This is a genomic window from Geobacter metallireducens GS-15, assembly GCF_000012925.1.
Classification (GTDB): domain Bacteria; phylum Desulfobacterota; class Desulfuromonadia; order Geobacterales; family Geobacteraceae; genus Geobacter; species Geobacter metallireducens.
In genome coordinates, this window is record NC_007517.1 from 3,618,334 (window position 1) to 3,638,170 (window position 19,837).

General features: G+C 63.3%; 14 protein-coding genes. 9 read left to right on the plus strand and 5 right to left on the minus strand.

Features of this window, described 5'->3' with window-relative positions; all coding sequences use genetic code 11:
- Nucleotides 1-91: 91 nt before the first annotated feature.
- The 4 genes from uvrB to GMET_RS16145 all read left to right on the plus strand — a co-directional run bounded on the left by uvrB (nt 92) and on the right by GMET_RS16145 (nt 4,815).
- Nucleotides 92-2,089, plus strand: a complete 1,998-nt coding sequence (uvrB, locus tag GMET_RS16130; protein ID WP_004512658.1) for an excinuclease ABC subunit UvrB — start codon at nt 92-94, stop codon at nt 2,087-2,089.
- Nucleotides 2,090-2,105: 16 nt separating this feature from the next.
- Nucleotides 2,106-2,807 carry a response regulator gene (locus GMET_RS16135; RefSeq protein ID WP_004512659.1) on the plus strand — a complete coding sequence of 234 codons (702 nt, stop codon included), beginning with the start codon at nt 2,106-2,108 and terminating at the stop codon, nt 2,805-2,807.
- Between the two features lie 10 nt (nt 2,808-2,817).
- Nucleotides 2,818-4,068 carry a spinster family MFS transporter gene (locus GMET_RS16140; RefSeq protein ID WP_004512660.1) on the plus strand — a complete coding sequence of 417 codons (1,251 nt, stop codon included), beginning with the start codon at nt 2,818-2,820 and terminating at the stop codon, nt 4,066-4,068.
- An 81-nt stretch (nt 4,069-4,149) separates the two neighbouring features.
- A complete protein-coding gene (locus GMET_RS16145) occupies nt 4,150-4,815 on the plus strand; it encodes an NAD(P)/FAD-dependent oxidoreductase (RefSeq protein WP_004512661.1) in 666 nt (221 codons plus the stop codon).
- Between the two features lie 11 nt (nt 4,816-4,826).
- Here the strand turns inward: GMET_RS16145 and GMET_RS16150 are convergent, their stop codons facing one another.
- Nucleotides 4,827-8,054, minus strand: a complete 3,228-nt coding sequence (locus tag GMET_RS16150; RefSeq protein WP_004512662.1) for a UvrD-helicase domain-containing protein — start codon at nt 8,052-8,054, stop codon at nt 4,827-4,829.
- Nucleotides 8,055-8,258: 204 nt separating this feature from the next.
- On the opposite strand from GMET_RS16150, the gene GMET_RS16155 reads away from it, so the two are divergent.
- Both GMET_RS16155 and GMET_RS16160 read left to right on the plus strand, forming a co-directional pair.
- On the plus strand, nt 8,259-9,644 hold the full coding sequence (locus tag GMET_RS16155; RefSeq protein WP_004512663.1) for a hypothetical protein: 1,386 nt from the start codon (nt 8,259-8,261) through the stop codon (nt 9,642-9,644).
- A gap of 30 nt (nt 9,645-9,674) precedes the next feature.
- A complete protein-coding gene (locus GMET_RS16160) occupies nt 9,675-11,375 on the plus strand; it encodes a LysM peptidoglycan-binding domain-containing protein (protein WP_004512664.1) in 1,701 nt (566 codons plus the stop codon).
- A 165-nt stretch (nt 11,376-11,540) separates the two neighbouring features.
- On the opposite strand, the gene GMET_RS16165 is transcribed toward GMET_RS16160, so the two are convergent.
- A complete protein-coding gene (locus GMET_RS16165; protein WP_004512665.1) occupies nt 11,541-12,233 on the minus strand; it encodes a LysM peptidoglycan-binding domain-containing protein in 693 nt (230 codons plus the stop codon).
- Nucleotide 12,234: 1 nt separating this feature from the next.
- On the minus strand, nt 12,235-15,216 hold the full coding sequence (locus tag GMET_RS16170; RefSeq protein WP_004512666.1) for a tetratricopeptide repeat protein: 2,982 nt from the start codon (nt 15,214-15,216) through the stop codon (nt 12,235-12,237).
- Between the two features lie 206 nt (nt 15,217-15,422).
- Here GMET_RS16170 and uvrC point away from each other — a divergent pair, with 206 nt between their 5' ends.
- Nucleotides 15,423-17,267 (plus strand): excinuclease ABC subunit UvrC, encoded by a 1,845-nt coding sequence (gene uvrC / locus GMET_RS16175; RefSeq protein WP_004512667.1) that lies wholly within the window; start codon nt 15,423-15,425, stop codon nt 17,265-17,267.
- Nucleotides 17,268-17,306: 39 nt separating this feature from the next.
- Here uvrC and GMET_RS16180 read toward each other — a convergent pair whose 3' ends face one another.
- A complete protein-coding gene (locus GMET_RS16180) occupies nt 17,307-17,819 on the minus strand; it encodes a TlpA family protein disulfide reductase (RefSeq protein ID WP_004512668.1) in 513 nt (170 codons plus the stop codon).
- A 29-nt stretch (nt 17,820-17,848) separates the two neighbouring features.
- Entirely contained in the window at nt 17,849-18,178 is a 330-nt protein-coding gene (gene trxA / locus GMET_RS16185) for a thioredoxin TrxA (RefSeq protein ID WP_004512669.1), read from the minus strand.
- A gap of 160 nt (nt 18,179-18,338) precedes the next feature.
- Here trxA and GMET_RS16190 point away from each other — a divergent pair, with 160 nt between their 5' ends.
- Nucleotides 18,339-19,013: a precorrin-2 dehydrogenase/sirohydrochlorin ferrochelatase family protein gene (locus GMET_RS16190; protein WP_004512670.1), complete on the plus strand. Its 675-nt coding sequence runs from the start codon at nt 18,339-18,341 to the stop codon at nt 19,011-19,013.
- Nucleotides 19,010-19,825, plus strand: a complete 816-nt coding sequence (gene ccsB / locus GMET_RS16195) for a c-type cytochrome biogenesis protein CcsB (RefSeq protein ID WP_004512671.1) — start codon at nt 19,010-19,012, stop codon at nt 19,823-19,825. The genes GMET_RS16190 and ccsB overlap by 4 nt, the downstream gene beginning before the upstream one ends.
- The last annotated feature ends 12 nt before the right edge of the window (nt 19,826-19,837 follow it).

A 19,837-nucleotide genomic window follows, 5' to 3' on the forward strand; every position in this document is an offset into this window, starting at 1 on the left:
ACCGCTTCCTTCCGAAACATTCGCATAACTCCGGATTTCGTGCGTCCTTTTCCCCGATGCAAACGCGACCCGTCCATGGTACTATCCCCCCATGGACCGTTATACCCTGGTAAGTGACTATACTCCCCGCGGAGACCAACCGAGGGCCATCGAGGAACTCAGCGAGGGAATCCTCCGGGGCGACCGGCACCAGGTTCTCCTGGGGGTCACCGGCTCGGGGAAGACCTTCACCATGGCGAACGTCATCGCCGCCACCAACCGTCCCGCCCTGGTCCTGGCCCCCAACAAGACCCTGGCTGCGCAACTCTACGGCGAATTCAAGGAGCTCTTCCCCCACAACGCCGTGGAGTACTTCGTCTCCTACTACGACTACTATCAGCCCGAAGCCTACATCCCCACCACGGACACCTTCATCGAGAAGGACTCCTCCATCAACGACGAGATCGACAAACTGCGCCACGCGGCCACCCGCAGCCTCCTGACCCGGCAGGACGTGATCATCGTGGCCTCGGTGTCGTGCATCTACGGCATCGGCTCCCCGGCCGAGTATCAGGCAATGCACATCTTCTTTCACGAGGGAGAGGAGTACGGGCGGGACACCCTGCTGCGCAAGCTCGTGGAGATCCAGTACGAGCGTAACGACATTGATTTCCATCGGGGAACCTTCCGGGTGCGTGGGGACATCGTGGAGATCTTTCCGGCCCACGAGGACGAGAAGGCGCTGCGGATCGAATTCTTCGGCGACGCGGTGGAGGCCATCAGCGAGATCGATCCCCTGCGGGGGGTGGCGCACCAGCGGCTTGCCAAATGCGCCGTCTATCCTGCGTCCCACTACGTGGCCACCCGGGAAACCCTTGAGCGGGCAATCGAAGAAATCAGAGTAGCCCTGCGGGAGCGAATCCAGTGGTTCCGGGAACGTAACATGCTCGTGGAGGCCCAGCGGCTCGAGCAGCGCACCATGTTCGACCTGGAAATGATGGAAGAGATGGGGTTCTGCCAGGGAATCGAAAACTACTCCCGCCACTTTGACGGCCGGGCGCCGGGGGAGCCCCCCTACACACTCCTCGATTATTTCCCGAAGGACTTCCTCCTCTTCGTGGACGAGTCTCACATCACCGTCTCCCAGGTGGGAGGGATGTACCGGGGGGACCGAAGCCGCAAGGAGACCCTGGTGAATTACGGGTTCCGCCTCCCGTCGGCCCTGGACAACCGCCCCCTCACCTTCCAGGAGTTCACTGCCCGGCTCAACCAGACGATCTACGTCTCCGCCACCCCCGCCGACTACGAATTGCAGCAGGCCGGCGGCGTGGTGGTGGAACAGGTGATCCGCCCCACCGGCCTCCTGGACCCGGTCATTGAGGTGAGGCCTGCCGCAGGCCAGGTGGACGACCTCCTCCACGAAGTCCGGGAGACCGTGGCCCGGGGCGAGCGGGTGCTGGTCACCACCCTCACCAAGCGGATGGCCGAGGAACTGACCGACTACTACCGGGACCTGGGGGTACGGGTGCGGTACCTCCACTCGGATATCGACACCATCCAGCGGATGCAGATCATCCGGGACCTGCGCCTCGGCGAGTTCGACGTGCTCGTGGGGATCAACCTCCTGCGGGAGGGGCTCGACATCCCCGAGGTTTCGCTGGTGGCGATCCTCGATGCCGACAAGGAGGGATTCCTCCGCTCAGCCCGGTCCCTGATCCAGACCTGTGGCCGGGCCGCCCGCAATGTCAATGGCCGGGTCACCATGTACGCCGACGCGGTAACCGGCTCCATGGAGGCATGCATCGAAGAGACCGCACGGCGCCGGACGATCCAGGAGGCTTTCAACACCGAGCACAACATCACCCCCCGGACGGTGAAAAAGGGGCTCCGCACCATACTCGAATCCATCGAGGAGCGGGACTACTACACCATTCCCCTTGCGGCCGAGCCTCAAGAAGAATACGTTCCTGCCGATGAGATTCCTAAGCTGGTGAAGCGCCTCCGCAAGGAGATGCTTGCCTCTGCCAAGAACCTGGAATTCGAGAAGGCGGCCGAACTCCGTGACCGGATCAAGAACCTGGAGGAGCGGCACCTTCAGCTCCACCCCTGAAATGCCGGAGAACGTCATGAAACCACCATCAGTACTGCTCGTCGACGATGAACGCTTTTTTCTCTCCGTGCAGCGGGACTTTCTCAAGGGCTCCCCGATCGCCGTCCTCTCCGCCTCGGGGGGAGAGGAGGCCCTGAGAATCGCCCGGGAGCAGCGGCCCGACCTGATCTACCTCGACTGCCGGATGCCGGAGATGGACGGCGTCGCCTGCTGTACGATCCTCAAGGGAGACCGGGAACTGCGCACCATTCCCGTTCTGATGATGGTGCCGGAGGGTAAGGAGAAGGACCGGGAGCGGTGCCTTGCAGCGGGGTGCGACGGGATCATCGCGAAGCCCATCGACCGGCGGGAGTTCCTCGAAGCGGGGCGGCGATTCGTCCCCGAGGTGGAGCGTCGCCACCAGCGGATCCGGTGCGGGTCCCTGGCCGTCTTCCGCAGGGGGAACGAAAGCTTCCACGGCTCCATCGAGGACATCAGCTTCAGCGGTGTCTATGTGGGTGCGCGGTGCGACGTGAAAATGGAGGACCGGATCCGGCTCGGTTTCTTTCTCCCGGGGAGCGATCTCATCGAGACCGACGCCCGGGTAGCGTGGGTCAACCAAGGACACCGCCGGATCAAGTCGGGCCTCCCCGAAGGGTTCGGGGTCGAGTTCGTCGGCATCGCAGCCAAGGCCGCCGACCAGGTGAAACGGTACATTGCCGCTTACGTTCCTCGTTAGGGATCAGCCCATGCATATCAACGCTCCGTCGCCCCCCTCGAAAAGCTCTCCCTACGCACGCTACGTCCTGGCCCTCCTTCTGGGGGTCAACCTTCTCAACTACATCGACCGCCAGGTCCTCTATGCCGTCTTTCCCCTCATCCAGCACGATTTCAGCCTCTCCGACACCGCCCTGGGGCTTCTGGGAAGCGGCTTCATGGTCACCTACATGGTATCGGCTCCCCTCTTCGGGTGGCTCGGCGACCGCTGGAGCCGGACCAGGCTCGCCGCGGCGGGCCTCGGGATCTGGAGCGTCGCCACCGCCGCCGCGGGCCTTGCCCCCACCTATCCGGCACTGTTGACTGCCCGCACCACGGTCGGGGTCGGTGAAGCGAGCTTCGGCACCGTCTCCCCCGGTCTCCTGGCCGAATTTTTCGACCGGGAGCGTCGAGGGCGCATCCTCTCCTACTTCTACCTGGCGATTCCCGTCGGGAGCGCCCTCGGCTATCTCCTGGGAGGGGTCATCGGCCAGCAATGGGGATGGCATGCCGCGTTCATGATGGTGGGCCTGCCGGGGCTTCTCCTCGTCCTCCCGGTCTGGCTCATGCGGGAACCGCCCCGCAGCGCCGATGCAGCACTAGAGCAGAACGATAACCCGGACAACGGCGGCTACCGCGCCCTGTTCCGGAACCGCTCCTTCATCGCCAACACCCTGGCCATGGCAGCCATGACCTTCGCCCTGGGGGGGCTCGCCCAGTGGATACCCACCTTCCTCTACCGGGAGCACGGCCTCAGCGTGTCCACCGGTAACACCCTGTTCGGGGGGCTCACCGTGGTGACCGGCATCTGCGGCACCCTCACCGGCGGATGGCTCGGCGACCGCCTCCAGCGCCGCACCCCCAAGGGATACCTCCTGGTCTCGGGCTGGGGGTTCCTCCTGGGGACGCCGGCGGCGGCCTACGCCATCCTGACCCCTTCCCTCAACCACTGCCTGGGAGGGATGTTCCTGGCCGAGTTTTTCCTCTTCCTCAACACCGGCCCCCTCAACACCGTCATCGTCAACGTTACCCGCCCGGCCGTCCGCGCCATGGCCTTCGCCGTGAACATCTTCTTCATCCATGCCCTGGGGGACGCAATCTCCCCCACCATCCTCGGCCGGCTCTCGGACATCTGGGGACTCCGCACTGCCCTCCTCTCCACCCCTGTCGCCATCCTCGTTGCGGCTCTCTTTGCCTTCGTTTGCTGCCACAGCATCGAAGGGGACATGGCAAAGGCTGAGTAGCCTCTGGCATCGCCAATCCCCTTCCGTTCCCCCCTGAACTATGCTAATGAAAGGGTTATTTTCCAATCCAGGAGTCAGTCAATGAAAAAGGACATCCTCGAAAAGGGGGCAATCGTCCAGCGGGACCGGGAAACCTACGCCATCGCCCCCCACATCCCCGGCGGCATCACCGATACCGCCACCCTCCGCAAGATCTGCGACGTGGCCGACCGCTACGGCGTCAAGGAACTGAAACTCACGTCGGCCCAGCGCATCGCCCTCATGGGGGTGAAGGAAGAGGACCTGGACACCATCTGGAGCGACCTGGACCAGCAACCAGGGGCGGCCATCGGCCTCTGCGTCAGGAGCGTCAAGATCTGCCCCGGCACCACCTGGTGCAAGCGGGGGGTGCAGGATTCAGTGGCCCTCGGCCTCAAGATCGACACCATCTACCACGCCATGAAGCTTCCCAACAAGATGAAGATGGGGATTTCGGGGTGCATGGTCAACTGCGCCGAAACGCTGCTGAAGGACATCGGGGTGGTGGGGACGCCGAAAGGGTGGCGGATCTACGTGGGGGGAAACGCCGGCGCCCGGCCCCGCATCGGGGAGGTATTCACCGATACCGCTCCTGACGATGACGAGGTTCTGGCTGTTGTTGCACGGATCGTCGACTACTACAAAGGCTCCGGAAGCGAGCAGAGGCTGGGGCGGATCGTGGAGCAGATGGGGATCGAGACGTTCCGGCAGGCAGTTCTCGGCACCTGACGGAACACCCCTCAGAACAGCTCCAGTTGCTCCCCCTTCTTCCCCGTGCGCACGGTATCCTGAACGGCGCGGCTGACAAGCCGCGCCGGAATCTCCTCCACGAACCGGGAAAGGGGGCGCTCCCCCGGGCCGCACCAGGGATGCTCCCGGGAGGCGGTCAGGATAAGCGCCTCCTTGGCCCGCGTCATCCCCACGTAGAAGAGCCTCCGTTCCTCCTCCAGATCGGCATCGCGCCAGAGGGTGCAGGGGAGAAGCCCCTCCTCGCACCCGGCCAGGAAGACCACCGGGAACTCCAGCCCCTTGGCGGCATGGATCGTCATGAGGGGAACCCCCTCGGCGCGCTCGTCGTAGAGGGTCTCGGAGGCATAGTCCCGCAGATGGCGGGCAAAGGCCGCGAGATTGCGCCCGAAACTCCCCGCAAGGGCCACGAGGCGGCAGACATCGGGATGGCCGGCATCCACCTCCAGAAAGGGAAAGACAGGACCAATGGCCGGCGCGATTCCTTCCCGGGACATCACGTCCCGGAACCGCCCCAGGGCGGCGGCCAGTTCCGCCACCTGACGCGCGGCCACGGAAGGGAGGCCCGCCGCGGCCGTCAAGGGAAGGAAATCGCCGGTCAGGGGAAGCGCCTCCTCCAGCCGGGTCAGGCTCTCCTCGCCGATTCCCCGCAGCCCCCCCAGGAGGGCCAGCCACTCGCCGATGTCGTCGCTTCCGGCGGCTGCCTGAATGAACCGGGTAACGGCCCGCACCGCCGGTCCCAGAAAGTAGGGGACCGAGCCAATGAGCTGAAAGGGGATGCCCCGCCGCTCCAGCGCCCCGGCCAGCTCCTCGGCCTGCCTGGAAAGCCGGTAGAGAACCGCCATCTCCCCGAAGCTTCGCCCCCTCCCCTGGTCGCCACCCCGCCCCGAAATCCGGGAGAAGTTGCTGACCCCACCCATGAACTCCTCGATGCGCCGCACGATGAACTCCGCCTCCGCTGCCGGCGTGGGGGCACGGTGAAGCTCGATCATCCCCTGGTGCGGTGCCCCGGCCACAAGGGCGAGGCCGCTCCGCAGGGTATTTCGGGCAATGACCGCCGAAGCCCCCTCCACCACCGGCGAAACCGAACGGTAGTTGCGGGAGAGGGAAAGCCGCCGGGTGCCGGGATGGTCGGCGAAGCGGAAGAAAAAGGTGGGATCGCTCCCCCGGAAGCCGTAGATGGCCTGGTCCGGGTCGCCGATGGCAAAGACCGTCGCTTCCCGGGCCAGGATCTCCACCAGGGCGTACTGGGGGGCGTTCAGGTCCTGGAACTCGTCCACGAAGAGATGCTCGACACTGCCACAGACCCTTTGCCGAAAACAGTCGTCCTCCGCGAGGCGCCGCACAACGAGGGGGACCACGGCATCCAGGTCCACGGCCCCGCGTCCCGCAAGCTCCTCCAGGTACCGCCGCAGCGACTCAGACGCCCCGTCGAGACCCGAGCGGTGAAGATGATCTGCGATGCCGTCGGCCACGGCACCCTGTTCCTTTTTCCCCAGATCGGGAAAGAGGCGCTTCAGGAGCCGCTCCCGGCTCTCCTCCCCCACCACGGCGAGCCCCGGCTCCTCCTGCCGGAGCCAGTCAAGGCAGAACCGGTGAAACGTCCCCACAAAGACCCGCTCCCCTGCTCCGCCGGCCGTAGCCACAAGCCGCTCCCGCACCTCCCTGGCGGCCCGGTTGGTGAAGGTGATAGCACAAACGTGCTCCGGCACCGTCTCCGGCCGCGCCAGGAGGGCAGCGATGCGCGCTACGAGGGTGTAGGTCTTGCCGGTGCCCGGTCCGGCCGCCACCAGCACCTGCCGGTCGGCACAGCCGATCGCCTCGGCCTGCTCGGGGTTCGGCCCTCCGGGTGGGGAATCGCTTGCCGTAACGTCCTTGCGAACGGACGGGGCGAGGGGCTGCGGCGGTTCTTTCCGACGGCTCCGTCGGGGGGGATCGTCGGCGAAGAGGCCGGCCTGGCCCGAGAGGCGCGCCACCTCCCCCTCCTCGAAGACCCGGATCGTCCCAAACTCTCCATCGTACCCCCCGTGCCGGATGACCCGTCCTGACCGGATGCGGGTCACCGCCTCGGCCACCAGGGGCGCCACCTCCCAAATCTCCTCCGGAGGCGTGTGGAGCAGGAGTCCAAACTCCGAGCCGAAGCGGGCCATAAGGCGTCCGTACTGGCGCAACACCTCCTTGGAGCCCGGGCCGACGCCAAGGATCTCCCCCAGCACCTCGGGGAGGGGCACGAGACTGAAAAACTCCGGCGCATCAGGAGGAAACAGGGGGTGCTCCCGGTCGGCCAGTTCCATCACCCGGTGGAGGACCCCCACGGTGAGGGGGCGGCCGCAGGCGGGGCAGCGGCCGTCGAGGCGCCGGGTCTCCTCCGGCTCAAGGCAGACCGAGCAGGCCCGGTGGCCGTCCAGGTGGTACTTCCCCTCCTCGGGGAAAAACTCAACGGTCCCCCGGAAGGTATCGCGGTGATTCGACTTCAGGGCGTCGCGGAGCGAGAAAAAATCGAAGCCAGTGGCGAAGAGATTCGCCTCCCGGCCGAGCCGAGAGGGGGAGTGGCAGTCGGAATTGGAGATGAGGGTGAAACGGTCCAGGGCCGATATCATCCGGTTCATGTCAGGATCGGAGGAGAGGCCGGTCTCTAGGGCGAAGACGTGGGGAGAGAGGTCGCCGAAGCACTCCTCCACCGTGTCGAAGCCGGACCGGGAACCGAAGAGGGAAAACCACGGGGTCCAGATGTGGGCCGGGACGAGGAACCCCTCGGGTGCCTCCTCAAGGACGATTTCCAGGAGATCCCGGGAGTCGAGGCCGAGGATCGGGCGGCCGTCCGACTCGATGTTGCCGATGCCCGCTAGCCGCGCGGCAAGACGCTCCGCCGAGGCGAAATCCGGAACGTAGACGAGGTTGTGGACCTTGCGGACCACACCGTGGCGCTTGTAGATGCAGCTGATCTCTGCAGAAAGGACGAAGCGGACCGGCGTCGATGAGGGGGGGAGCCCCGGCAGGGGGGAGGGGACCGTTCCCTCCCGCAGCCGGAAGAACCCTGGCTCCGCCGGCACGAGGGTCTCCCTCAGGAGACGGAACCAGCCGGGATGGGTGAAGTCGCCGGTCCCCAGAACCTGAATCCCTTTCACCCGGGCCCAGGCGGCAAGGCCGGTCGGATCACACTCCCGGCTCGTGGCCCGCGAAAAGGGAGAATGGACGTGAAGATCGGCAACGTACTCCATGGATCTCTTCTCCTTCTGCGTTTTTCGACTGTCAAAGGTACACCGAGTCGGCGGAGGCCGTCCACTCCTTTTCCGTGAAATCCGGCCCCAACGTCACCCCCCTGGCTGGACGGCAACCATTTTGCATTCCATGATCCATTCGCTCTTGATTCTCTCCAGACCGTCACATAGAATACGGTTATTTTTTCGGCGCACGGGGTGCATGTGGTAAAAATCCTTCTCATAGCGGACCAGGACCGGCTCGAAAAGCTCTTCGACTTTGTGAGCGATTCCCCTCAGATACACTTCAGGATCTCCCGTTCCCTCCGCCAGGGAAGTCAGGACATTGCCGACGAGGCCCCGGACATCCTCTTCGTCCAGAACCACCTCTCGGGGCTCTCCGGGGAAATCATCGCCCGGCACCTCATCGGCCAGGCGGAAGGGGCAAGGCCCCGGGTGGTACTTTTCGGGGAGATGGCACAACAGCCGCCGGACCAGGGCCCCCTGGACGCATGCCTCGACATTGCCCGCACCGACGAGGAACTGACCGCCGCCATCATCGGCATCATCTCGGAACTCCCCGCACCGCCGCCCCCCGTCGAGATCCCACCTTCCGTGGAGACGGAAGAACAGGCGCCTGCGCCTTCCCCCGCGGAACAGCCCGTACCTGCTTCGCCAGCCACCGATGCCGCGCCGTCGAGCACGGAACCGCCCATACCGGCCACGGATACCGTGGTGGACACTTTCGGCCGGCAGGGATCACCTGTTCCGCCTCAATCCATGAGCCCCTTCGACGAGAAGCTCACGACCGTCATCGAACAGACTGCCGAACCGGTCCCCCTGGCGGAGATGGAGGATACGGTGCACCTCACCGCTGGGGCTGACGGTGCGAGGTCATCTGCCGCAACACGCCCCCGCATTGGCAGGAAAGAGACGAAACTCACAAAGCTACTCTGGATCGGGCTTGCCGCTCTGGCTGTCGTTGCGGTCGGAACAATCATGCTGCTGACTCCCGAAACGCCCTCCCCCAAACAGGCCCCCAGGCCGGCGGCACGTCCCGCAGCGCCAGCGCCGAAGAAAATTGTCCCTACACCACAGCCCCCCGCACCGGCGGCGCCACCGACTGCCGCACAAGCCTCATCGCCTGGGGCAACCGCACCGGCAGTGACACCAGTCAAAATCCCGGCACAGCCAGAGCCGCAACGCCCCCCTCAAGCTGCCACGCCTCCTCACCCCCCGGTTGGCACGGGGGGGGGACTCGCCCAGCTTCCCTCCTTCATACCGCGGGAGGGGCGCGACCGGGACTATGGAAAGTCGAACCCCGGCTGGGAGCGTTACAAGGGCGCCCGCACCGAGTTCAAGGTCTACCGCGACGGCACCGTCATCCGGGCCGTGCAGGCCATCGACCGCAGCGGTGTCGGCATTCCCGAATCTTTCCTGCGCGGCGCCCTGAACCAGATGAGCACCTCGCGGGAGTTCACCCTGGACTCCACGGAGACCCAGGGGAAATTCCGGGTGGAGAAGGGGACGGTGAAGGGAGGGGGCCGGCTCGTTGTCTACCGTACGGTTCCCAAAGGCGCCATCAGGGCCTTCGTCGTCCACTTCAACTGATTACTCCTTACCGAGGATACGGACTCTTCCATGACATCACGCACCTACATGAGTTTTTGCGCCGCCTTTACCCTCTGGGGACTTCTCGGACCGCTGCAGGCTGGAACCGCCCAGGCTGCCTCCCCCTCCTTCGAACTGGAGCTGAAGGACCTGGAAACGACGAAGCCTTCCCCCCAACACCGGCGGCAACCCGTCCGCCCCCCCCGCAAGGATAGTGCCCGGAAACCAGACACCAAGCCGGACACCCCAGCCTCAGAAGCATCCGGCGACTATACCCGCTATACCGTCAGGCCCGGCGACTTTCTCTTTAAGATCCTGATCCGCGATTTCGGCCTCAGCAACGCCCAGGCCGAGGCGCTCATCCCGGAAATCCAACGAATCAACAAATTGCCGAGCACCACGCGCCTCGAGGTGGGACAGACCATCCTCATTCCCCGTCACCGCCGGGCATCATCCCTGGCTAAGGCCGCTACACCTGCACCCACTCCGGCATCCACGCATGGATCCGCATCTGCACCGGAAGGACACCGCCCCCTCATCATCCCGCCTGCTCCGTCATCGGCGCCGGCTCCCTCCACCGTCGTCACCTCGCCCCCTGAGCCGGTGGCGTCCTCACAACATGAAACAGCAACGGAAACGGTGGCGTCGCCTCCGCCGCCACCGCCACTCACACTATCGGGCCATGAAACTGTGTCGCCTGCACCAGCCACGGAAGCAAAGGCTGACCTTTCCTTTTCCACGGCACTTATCCGTCTGTGGGAAAACCTCGTTCCCGGCCAGCGGCAAATCGAACCTTTGACCGTCAACGGGAAGGTTCTCGACCCGGCCGACTACCCGCTCCTCCTGGCTGCCGATGGAGGCCGGATTCTGGTGGATCTCCGGGGCACCCTCCAACCCCAGCTTCGTACTCAATTGGCTCAAAAGTACCCCGACATCCACATTGTCACCCGGGGCAACGATAGCCTCAAGACGCTCGTCGCAACCCTCGTGCGAGCAGCCGAGTTCGCCCGGGCAGAAGAGAACGTGGCCGTCGACCTGGGAGCTGATCCCACCCTCTCCGTCCGGGCAGACTTCCGCATCGTGAGGCTTCCGACGGGCCGGGGGGGGCCCGAAACCGTCCTCGTCTTTCTGGACGAACATGGCCCCTGCCTTCCTCCCCCCCTCACCGATTACCTCCATCGGAAAGGTTACCAGGTGGCCCAGTTCTGCGACCGTCCGGGAGACACCGTTGCCGAGCCGGGGTACGACCTCAGGGCCATCCCTCCTTCCACACCTTGCGATGTGGCGGTTTCGCTTCTTAACGCACTTTCCCTGAAACTGGACCGCAACCGTATCGTTTCCGGGGCCATGGGAGAGAACTCGGAGAACCGGTTCAGCATCAGGGTAGAAGGATACTTCGAGGCGGGGGGAAAGCGCTTTATCCTCGATTGCTCAGGAAACGATCCCTACAACTACACCCTCTTCAGGCTCCTCCAGGTGCAGGGTTACGGCATCATCCAACCCCAGGAGAACGATGATTTCACCGACGTAACGCGGCGTCTGCTCACTGAGCTCAACTACCCCAACTCATTTGGAAGGCATGAAATGGACTACGGGCGGTACAGGATCGCGATCACCGGCTTCAAGATTACCCGCCGCGATACGTCAGCCGGCCGTCTCCTGCTCACGTCCCGGCCATCCGACCCGGTATTTGCCGAGTTGCTGCGGTGGGCTCCGGCTGAGAGGAAATAAAGGGCCCTGGGGTAAGCAACGCCGCCATGGTGCACGGGCGATGATTACAGACTATCGGGAGGGGATTTTTCGATCAAAGGAAACGGGCGCGGCATCACGGAAATGTGTGATTTCCGCATGAACAGACTACCGGCAAAAGAGATGATACTGCAGATGAACTAGTACCTATTGACCCGCCATCTTCATGAGGGCATCGGCCCGATAGAGGGATGCATCGGGGGCAAGGGGAGATTCCGGATAACGGGCCAGGAACCGGTCAAACGCGTCGAGCGATTGCTGGTACTGGCCCGACTTGTATGCGCTGACTCCCTTCTCAAAGAGGGTCTGCTCGTTCTCTCCCCCCTTGCGCGTGGCCGGAGAGGGAGAAACGGCCTTTGACGCCGGCACCTCGGACGCCCTAGGTGGCGAGGAGGGACGGGTCGTAGCCGCAGGCAACTTGACCACCGGCTTTGCCTCCTTTGAAGCAGGGGTCACCGCCTGATGCTTTCTGGCACCCTTCCGCTTCTCTGCAGGCTTGGCACGGCGTGTCGGCGCCGCGGTTTCCTCGCCGTGACCGGGAGGCAGGGGAACCAGGAGTTTATGGCCCGCATAGATCAGGTTGGGGTTCGCAATCTCGTTAAAGAGCAGAATCTGGGAGAAGTAGGTTCCCTTGCCGCTGTATTTCCGCGACAGGCCATACAGGGTATCTCCCTTTTCGATGGTGATGCGCTCGACAAGAACCCCCTCCTCGGGGCCCGCCAGTGGTTTGCCATCCGATGGTTCCGGAGCGTAGCGGAGATACTCCGCGCCACTGGCTGAGGAAAGCGACGCAAGGGAGAGGACAAGAGACGACGCGACAAGTCTGAGAGTGCCGTTCATATCAGTACCTGTTCCCGAGTTGATCCTGGTAGTTCAGGACGTTCTTCACCTGGATGCTCCTGCCAACCGCGGTTCCCGCCTTGACCCTGAAGGTCACCTTGATGACCCGCTTCTCTCCAGCCCCCAGCTCGTCAAACTTCCAGATGTAATCGCCGTTTTTCGCTCGACCGAAAGAAGGATCCGATGCGACCAGTTCCAGGTCTTCAGGGAGAACGCTCTGGAGTTCCACAGCCTTGGCCATGCTCGAACCCCGGTTGGTGAAATTAAGCTCGAAGGAGGACACCTCGCCCGGCTTGAGCCTTCCCCCCTTGCCACTCATGGCCAGTTCAACCACAGGTCTAGCGTAGACCAACCGCAGGTTCGCGGTGACGCTTTTTGCCTTGTCGCTTTCCGGCTCGAAGGCCATGGAAACGGTGGCGGCTGTCCCGTCGCTCTCGGCGGCCGGCGTGGAGAGATCGAGGATCACGTAGGACTCCTCCTTAGGCGCCAGCGGCCCAACGTGGTTAATGATCGGCTCGTTCGTCTGGCGGATGCCGTCGCGGTTGAGGTCCTGATAGAAGGTATAGGTGACGTTGGGAGGAAGTTGCGGCTTGATGAGGAAATCCTCCCGCACGTTGCCGGTGTTGGTAACGATAAGGGGCACGGCTATTGACTGGCCGGGAATCACGACCAGCTTGTCGCTGTTGGTCCTGACGGCGACGCCGCTCACTGGCTTCACGAAGGAAGAGGCCGAGATGAAGGAATCCCGGGTCTGGAGTTCAGTATTGACCACGTCTGCCCGCAGGAAGAGCTCTTGTTGAGCGATTGCCTCATCCTTCAGCTGGAAGGCCACATCGAATTCCCTGCTCTCTCCCGATGCGAGACGTATGGCGTCAAGCACCAGCGCCGCCTTCATCTCTTGCTTGAGGCCGGTCCCCACCGGGCTTACCGGTTCGTACTGGGGCGGATAGTTAAGCCGCAGGCTTACCCCCTGGGCAGTGGCGGTACCGATGTTGAGGAGCGTCACCCGATAGGCGACCTTCTCTCCGGGAAGAATCTGACCCTTGTCGGTCTTGACCACGGCGCGGAGAAGCGGCGCCGAGGCGGCAAACATGATATCCCGGGCCTGGGTGGCATCCCTGTCCATACGCGAGGCAATCTTGATGGGATAGATCATCTTCTGGCCATCGATGTACTCGCGCGGAACGGTAACGGAGACCACACCGTTGAAACGTTCCCCGGGAGCGATGGGCGGCGTCATGTTGACGGGGATTTCCTTCCTGGCTGCATCGGCGAACTGGGCTCCGAACTCGGCAGGAAAGCCCGATTCGAGATAGAAACTGTCGGTGCCGTTACCCCTGTTGGCCACTTCAAAGGGAATGTCGTGCCGCTTGCCGACCTCCAGGCTTTGGGAGACCGGGGCAACCGTCAGGTCCGCATCGGCAAACTGACCCACCTCCAGAGAGAGGATCTGGGCGTTCTTTTCGGAAGGTGCCGGCTTCGACGCCACGGCGGCGGTACCGGGAACCGGATAGACAATGCCGAGATCCTTCAGCTTGGCCGTCGCTGTTGCCGCGGCCCTGGTCCCCGGGAAACGGTCGATGAGCGACTTGTATTCGCCGATGGCCTTTTCCCTGAGAGTTGCACGTTTGCTGGCCTCCGCCTTTTCCGCAGTCAGTTTTTCCGCTGCGGCCCGTTCCCTTGTGGCCTTCTCGGCTGCGAGACGATCAGCCTCGGCCTTCTCCCGGGCCTTCTGTTCGGCAAGCCGGAGCTCCGCAGCCGCCTTCTCTGCAGCCACTTTTTCGGCGGCAAGGCGTTCGGCAGCACGCTTCTCGGCTTCCGCCTTCTCTCGGGCCGCCTGCTCAGCCGCCGACTTCTCCCTGGCAGCCTTCTCCGCGGCGATCCGCTCGGCAGCGGCCCGGTCAGCGGCGAGCGTTTCTGCAGCAGCGCGCTCGACAGCAGCCTTTTCGTCAGCCGCCTTCAACGCGGCAAGGCGCTCAGCCTCGACCTTCTCCCTGGCCGTTTTTTCCGCCGCCAGACGCTCGGCTTCCGCCTTTTCCCGCGCAAACTTCTCCGCTGCCAGGCGTTCCGCAGCAGCCCGCTCCGCAGCGGCTTTCTCGACTGCGGCACGTTCCGCAGCGGCTTTTTCCGCAGCCGCCTTTTCCAGGGCCAAGCGCTCAGCCTCGGCCTTCTCCTTGGCGGCCTTCTCCGAGGCCAGTCGCTCAGCCTCAGCCTTCTCCTTCGCAAGCTTCTCCGCTGCCAGGCGCTCAGCCTCAGCCCGTTCCGCTGCGGCCTTTTCCGCAGCCGCACGCTCTGCGGCCGCCTTCTCGGCCGTTGCCTTCGCCAGGGCCATGCGCTCGGCTTCCGCCTTCTCCCGGGCAGCCTTCTCCGCTGCCATACGTTCGGCGGCAACCCGTTCCGCCGCAGCCTTCTCTGCAGCGGCCCGCTCTGCCGCAACCTTTTCCGCAGCAGCCTTCTCCGCCGCAAGGCGCTCGGCCTCGGACACGGTGCGCGCAGCCTGCTCCGCGGCCTGCTTTGCCGCCGCAGTCTTTTCCGCCAGCGCCTTCCGTTCCGGCGCCGGAGCAGCGGCAACCGTCGCGGATGCCGGACGCTTAGCCGTAACGGGAAGCTGCTCCCCCTTGTCGAAGCGCGCCACAAGCCCAAGAAGCTCATCCTCGACGGTTCCCTTGAGAGGGCTGTCGGGATACTCCTTCATGAACTGGGACATGTACCGTGCCGCGTCCCGCTCGAACCCCGCCTTGAAATTGGCCCGGGCAAGCCAGAAGATGGCCATGTCGCGCAAGGGAGTGTCGGGGTATTTCTCAAGGACCGTCTTCATCCGCTCGATGGCGGTCTGGTAGTCCTTTTTCTGGTAGGCGTTGAAACCTGCGATGAATACCTGGGAATCGTCGGAGTTGACAGCATAGACGGGAGTGGAAAGGAGCGACGCGATTATGAGACATCCGGTCAGGCACCGGAAAGCGGCAGTGCGGAAATATTTCATAAAATCCACGGGCTTGACCTTTCCCTTCGTGAGGGCAAAGAAATTAAGGTAATTAGATTCAGTTACATAGCATCATAACACCCGCTTGTCAACGATGAATGCCGGCGCGAGGCCCCGTAACTACGCGAAAAACGGCCATACAAAACTTTGAATTCCGGGGTCCCGACCCTCTTTTCAACGGAGCCCTCACTCGGTATACTGGCCCCATGTTCGACAAATCTCGCCTGAACACCCTCCCCGAATCCCCCGGCGTCTACCTCATGAAAGGGTCAGACGGCACCATCCTCTACGTGGGGAAGGCCAAGAGCCTCAGGAAACGGGTTCGCTCCTACTTCGGCGCTGCCGGTGAATCCCGCTACCACATCCGGTTCCTCGTGGCCCGGGTGGCGGAAGTGGAGGTCATTGTCACCGACACCGAGAAAGAGGCTCTCATCCTCGAGAACACTCTCATCAAGAAGCATCGCCCCCGTTATAACCTGGACCTGCGGGACGACAAGACCTACTTCTCGCTCCGCATGGACATGAACGAGGAGTTCCCCCGACTCACCATCATCCGGAAGGTGCGCCAGGACGGAGCCCGCTATTTCGGCCCCTATTCATCGGCCGCTTCGGCCCGCGAAGCCCTTAAGCAGCTCTACCGGCTCTTTCCCCTGCGCCACTACCCCCTTGAAACCTGCCGCCGGCGCCGGCGCCCCTGCCTCTTCTACCAGCTTAGGCAGTGCTCGGCTCCGTGTCACGGCCTCATCTCACCCGAGGAATACCAGGGCCTCGTCCAGGGGGCCGCCCTCTTTCTGGACGGGAAGAACCGTGACCTTCTGAAGACCTACCGGGAACGGATGGCATCCGCGGCAGCGAACGAGCGCTACGAGGAGGCGGCCCGCTACCGGGACCTCATCCGCGCCATCGAGGTAACGGTGGAAAAACAGAAAATGGTGACCACGGGAGGAGATGCCGACGTTCTCGGCATACACCGGGAAGGGAGCTCCCTCTCCCTCGCCCTCCTCTTCATCAGGGGAGGGCGTCTCATCGGCAGCCGCAGCTACCTTCTCGCCTGGGAACTGGAGGACGAGGAGGCCGTTTCGTCATTCCTCAACGACTACTACAGCCGGGAGGTCTTCATCCCCGACGAGGTGCTTGTTCCGCTGCCCGTGGCCGACAGCGCGGCACTGGCGGAACTTCTCTCCGAGCGGCGGGGCAAGCGGACAAGCGTAGCGCACCCCCAACGGGGAACAAAGGCCGGTCTGGTCAAACTCGCGGGGAAGAACGCCGAGGCGGCCCTTCGGGAGAAGCAGAAACGGGAGGAAGGAGCGGAAGCGGTCCTGACGGAACTGAAGGAACGGCTCCACCTGCGGAACCTCCCCCGCTGCATCGAGTGCTATGACATATCGAACATCCAGGGGACCTACCCAGTGGGAAGCAGGGTCTCGTTCCGTGACGGCAAGGCGGACAAGGGAGGCTATCGCCACTACCGGATCAAGACGGTCGCCGGCGCCGACGACTTCGCCATGATGCACGAGGTCCTCTCACGCCGGTTCAGGGACAGCCCGGCCAAGGACGAACATCCCGACCTGATTGTGGTTGACGGCGGCATCGGACAGTTGAACATCCTGACCGCCGTTCTCCGGGAGTTGCAGGTGGAGGATGTGGATGCCGCCTCCTTGGCCAAGAGCCGGGTGGAACGGGACATGGCGGCGGAAGAGCTGACACGGAGCACCGAGCGGGTCTTCCTCCCGGGCCGCAAAAACCCGGTGATCCTCCGCCAGAACAGCGCGCCACTCCTCCTCCTGGCACGGATCCGCGACGAGGCCCACCGCTTCGCCATCACCTACCACCAGAAACTGCGGGGAAAAGACACCATCCGGTCGATCCTCGACACCATTCCAGGAATCGGGCCGAAACGGCGGAAGGAACTTCTGCGGCAATTCGGAAGCCTGCGGCGAATACGGGAAGCGAGTCGGGATGAGCTGGCCGCCACCCCGACCATTCCGCCGACCCTAGCCGAGAGCATCTGGAAATCTCTCCACGAAAACGACGAAGGCGACACCCCCTGAAAGGGATGCCGCCTTCGGGCGCTCCAGTGGAAACTCCCCCTATTTTTCGGCCAGGAGCTTCTTGATGAGGGTTTCCATGTTCTTGAGGGTGGCGTCCGAACCTCCCATGAACCTGTCGGCCACATTTCCCCTCTTGTCGATGACGTACACCGTGGGGAGGGACCGGAGACCGTAATCGGTCTGGACATCCTGGCCGGCAAGGGCCACGGGATAGACTATCCGCTTGCTGGCGATGAAGTCCTTGACTGCCCCCTCATCGCCATCGTCAAGCGAGAGCCCCAGGACCTGGAGTCCCTGCCTGCCGTACTTCCTGCTGATGCCATTCAGATGCGGAATAGCCTCTCTGCAGGGGGGGCACCAGGTGGCGAAAAAATCGATGACCAACACATACCCCTTGTAATTGGCGAGACTTATCTGCTGCCCGGAGGTGCTTACCACCTTGAGGGGCGGGGCAGGCTGCCCTTTCTGGGGGATGGCAAGCGACGGCGAGGCAACCGCCATCGTAAAACCGGCCGCCGCAACAAAAGCTCTCAAAACAGGGACTATCCGCATAAGAGGCACAACTCCTGAGTTAGTTCGAGCTAGAGCGCCTTCTTGATGAGGGCCTCAAGCTGAGCCTTGGGAACAGCCCCTACGACCTGGTCGACAACCTTGCCGTCCTTGAAGAGGATGACCGTAGGGATGCCGCGTACGCCATACTTGCCGGGGGTGCCGGGGTTGTCGTCCACGTTTACCTTGCCGACCTTCACCTTGCCGTCGTACTCGTCGGCAATGGCGTCGATGACCGGGGCGATGGCCTTGCAGGGGGCGCACCAGGTGGCCCAGAAATCCACAAGGACCGGAACGGTAGCCTTGAGCACATCGGTATCGAAGTTATCATCACTGAACGTCAGCACCTTTTCACTGGCCATGGAAGCCTCCTTGTCAAACAAATTGTACTTTTAGAATATAGACGAGCTTCCCCGAAACATCAAGGAGGAAAACGGCACCGTTTCCCCTCCCCTTGGCAATCGGCCTGAAATCTGGTACACACACATATCGTTACTTACCCTAGCGAAACTACCGGATTCCATGTCCCAATTCCCCGTAAACCTGAACCTTCGCGAGCGGAATGCCGTCATCGTCGGCGGCGGTGCCGTTGCCGCACGCAAGTGCCTTCTCCTTATGGAAGCGGGAGCGCGGGTCACCGTGATCGCTCCCCGCCTCGATCCCCGCCTGGAAGAACTTCGGAGGGAAGGCTGGATCATCTGCCACGCCCGCCAGTACGGGGAGGGGGACCTTGCAGATGCCTTTCTCGCCTTCGCAGCCACGGACAACCCCGCCGTGAACCTGCACGTGGCCAGGGACGCGGCTGCCCTCGGCATCCTTGTGGACATCACCGGTGCGCCGGAGCACGGAAGTTTTACAACTCCGGCGCACTTCCGCAGGGGAGATCTTCTGGTCGCCGTCTCCACGGGAGGGAAGAGCCCGGCCCTGGCTCAGAGCATCTGTAACGATCTGGCACAACGATTCGGCCCCGAATACGCTGAAACCGTTGCGATACTTGGCGCAGTCCGTGAAAAGCTGTTGACTGTCCGCGGCAACCGCACCTACAATAAGGCGGTTTTACGCACCCTTGCCGATGCCGACCTCCCCGGCCTGATCCGGCGGGGGGAATACGAAACGATCGACCGCCTCCTCGTGACCCACGCCGGCCCCGGTTTTACCCTGGCCTCGCTGGGAACGAGGACCGAGGACCCCGCATGAACGCCCTGTTCTTCAAACTGACCCTGGCCATCTACTTCGCAGCCACCATTGCCTACCTGGCTTACCTCGTCAAACCCCGGGAAGTACTCGGCAAGGTTTCCTGCTGGATTCTCTCGGCGGGGTTCGTGGCTCACTGTGCCTACACGGTCGACCGGTACCTGGAGGCGGGACACACTCCCATCACCAACCTCCACGAGTCCCTCTCCTTCTTCAGTCTTGCCGTTGTAGGCATCTACATCCTCTTCGAGCGGAAATACCGGATCTTCATCCTCGGCTCCTTCGTCACCCCTGTGGCATTCCTGCTCATGGCGGCCTCCACCGGCTTTCCCTCGGCCATCATGCCGTTGAATCCGGCCCTCAAGAGCAAATGGCTCATGGTCCACACGGTCATGGCGTTCCTGAGTTACGCCGCCTTCTCCGTTGCCTTTGGCGCCGCCATCATGTACCTGATCCAGCAGCATTTCCTCAAGAGCAAGAAGCTGGGCCCCATGTACCAGAAGCTTCCTTCCCTGGACATACTGGACGAGATCAACTATCGCTGCCTCACCATCGGGTTCCCGCTTCTCACCTTCGCCATCATCTCGGGTGCCATCTGGGCTGAATCCGCGTGGGGAACCTACTGGAGCTGGGACCCGAAGGAAACCTGGTCCCTCATCACCTGGTTCGTCTACGCGGCGCTGCTCCACGGCAGGCTAACCACCGGATGGAGGGGAAAGAAGGCCGCCATTCTCGCCATTGTCGGCTTCTTCGTCCTCCTGTTCACCTTCCTCGGCGTGAACCTGTTCCTGTCGGGGCTGCACAGTTACAAATAAGAAGTCAGAGGA

Coding starts and splice junctions, on each gene's coding strand:
- uvrB (WP_004512658.1), top strand. CDS start 92: ATGGACCGTTATACCCTGGTAAGTGACTATACTCCCCGCGGAGACCAA.
- GMET_RS16135 (WP_004512659.1), top strand. CDS start 2,106: ATGAAACCACCATCAGTACTGCTCGTCGACGATGAACGCTTTTTTCTC.
- GMET_RS16140 (WP_004512660.1), top strand. CDS start 2,818: ATGCATATCAACGCTCCGTCGCCCCCCTCGAAAAGCTCTCCCTACGCA.
- GMET_RS16145 (WP_004512661.1), top strand. CDS start 4,150: ATGAAAAAGGACATCCTCGAAAAGGGGGCAATCGTCCAGCGGGACCGG.
- GMET_RS16150 (WP_004512662.1), bottom strand. CDS start 8,054: ATGGAGTACGTTGCCGATCTTCACGTCCATTCTCCCTTTTCGCGGGCC.
- GMET_RS16160 (WP_004512664.1), top strand. CDS start 9,675: ATGACATCACGCACCTACATGAGTTTTTGCGCCGCCTTTACCCTCTGG.
- GMET_RS16165 (WP_004512665.1), bottom strand. CDS start 12,233: ATGAACGGCACTCTCAGACTTGTCGCGTCGTCTCTTGTCCTCTCCCTT.
- GMET_RS16170 (WP_004512666.1), bottom strand. CDS start 15,216: ATGAAATATTTCCGCACTGCCGCTTTCCGGTGCCTGACCGGATGTCTC.
- uvrC (WP_004512667.1), top strand. CDS start 15,423: ATGTTCGACAAATCTCGCCTGAACACCCTCCCCGAATCCCCCGGCGTC.
- GMET_RS16180 (WP_004512668.1), bottom strand. CDS start 17,819: ATGCGGATAGTCCCTGTTTTGAGAGCTTTTGTTGCGGCGGCCGGTTTT.
- trxA (WP_004512669.1), bottom strand. CDS start 18,178: ATGGCCAGTGAAAAGGTGCTGACGTTCAGTGATGATAACTTCGATACC.
- GMET_RS16190 (WP_004512670.1), top strand. CDS start 18,339: ATGTCCCAATTCCCCGTAAACCTGAACCTTCGCGAGCGGAATGCCGTC.
- ccsB (WP_004512671.1), top strand. CDS start 19,010: ATGAACGCCCTGTTCTTCAAACTGACCCTGGCCATCTACTTCGCAGCC.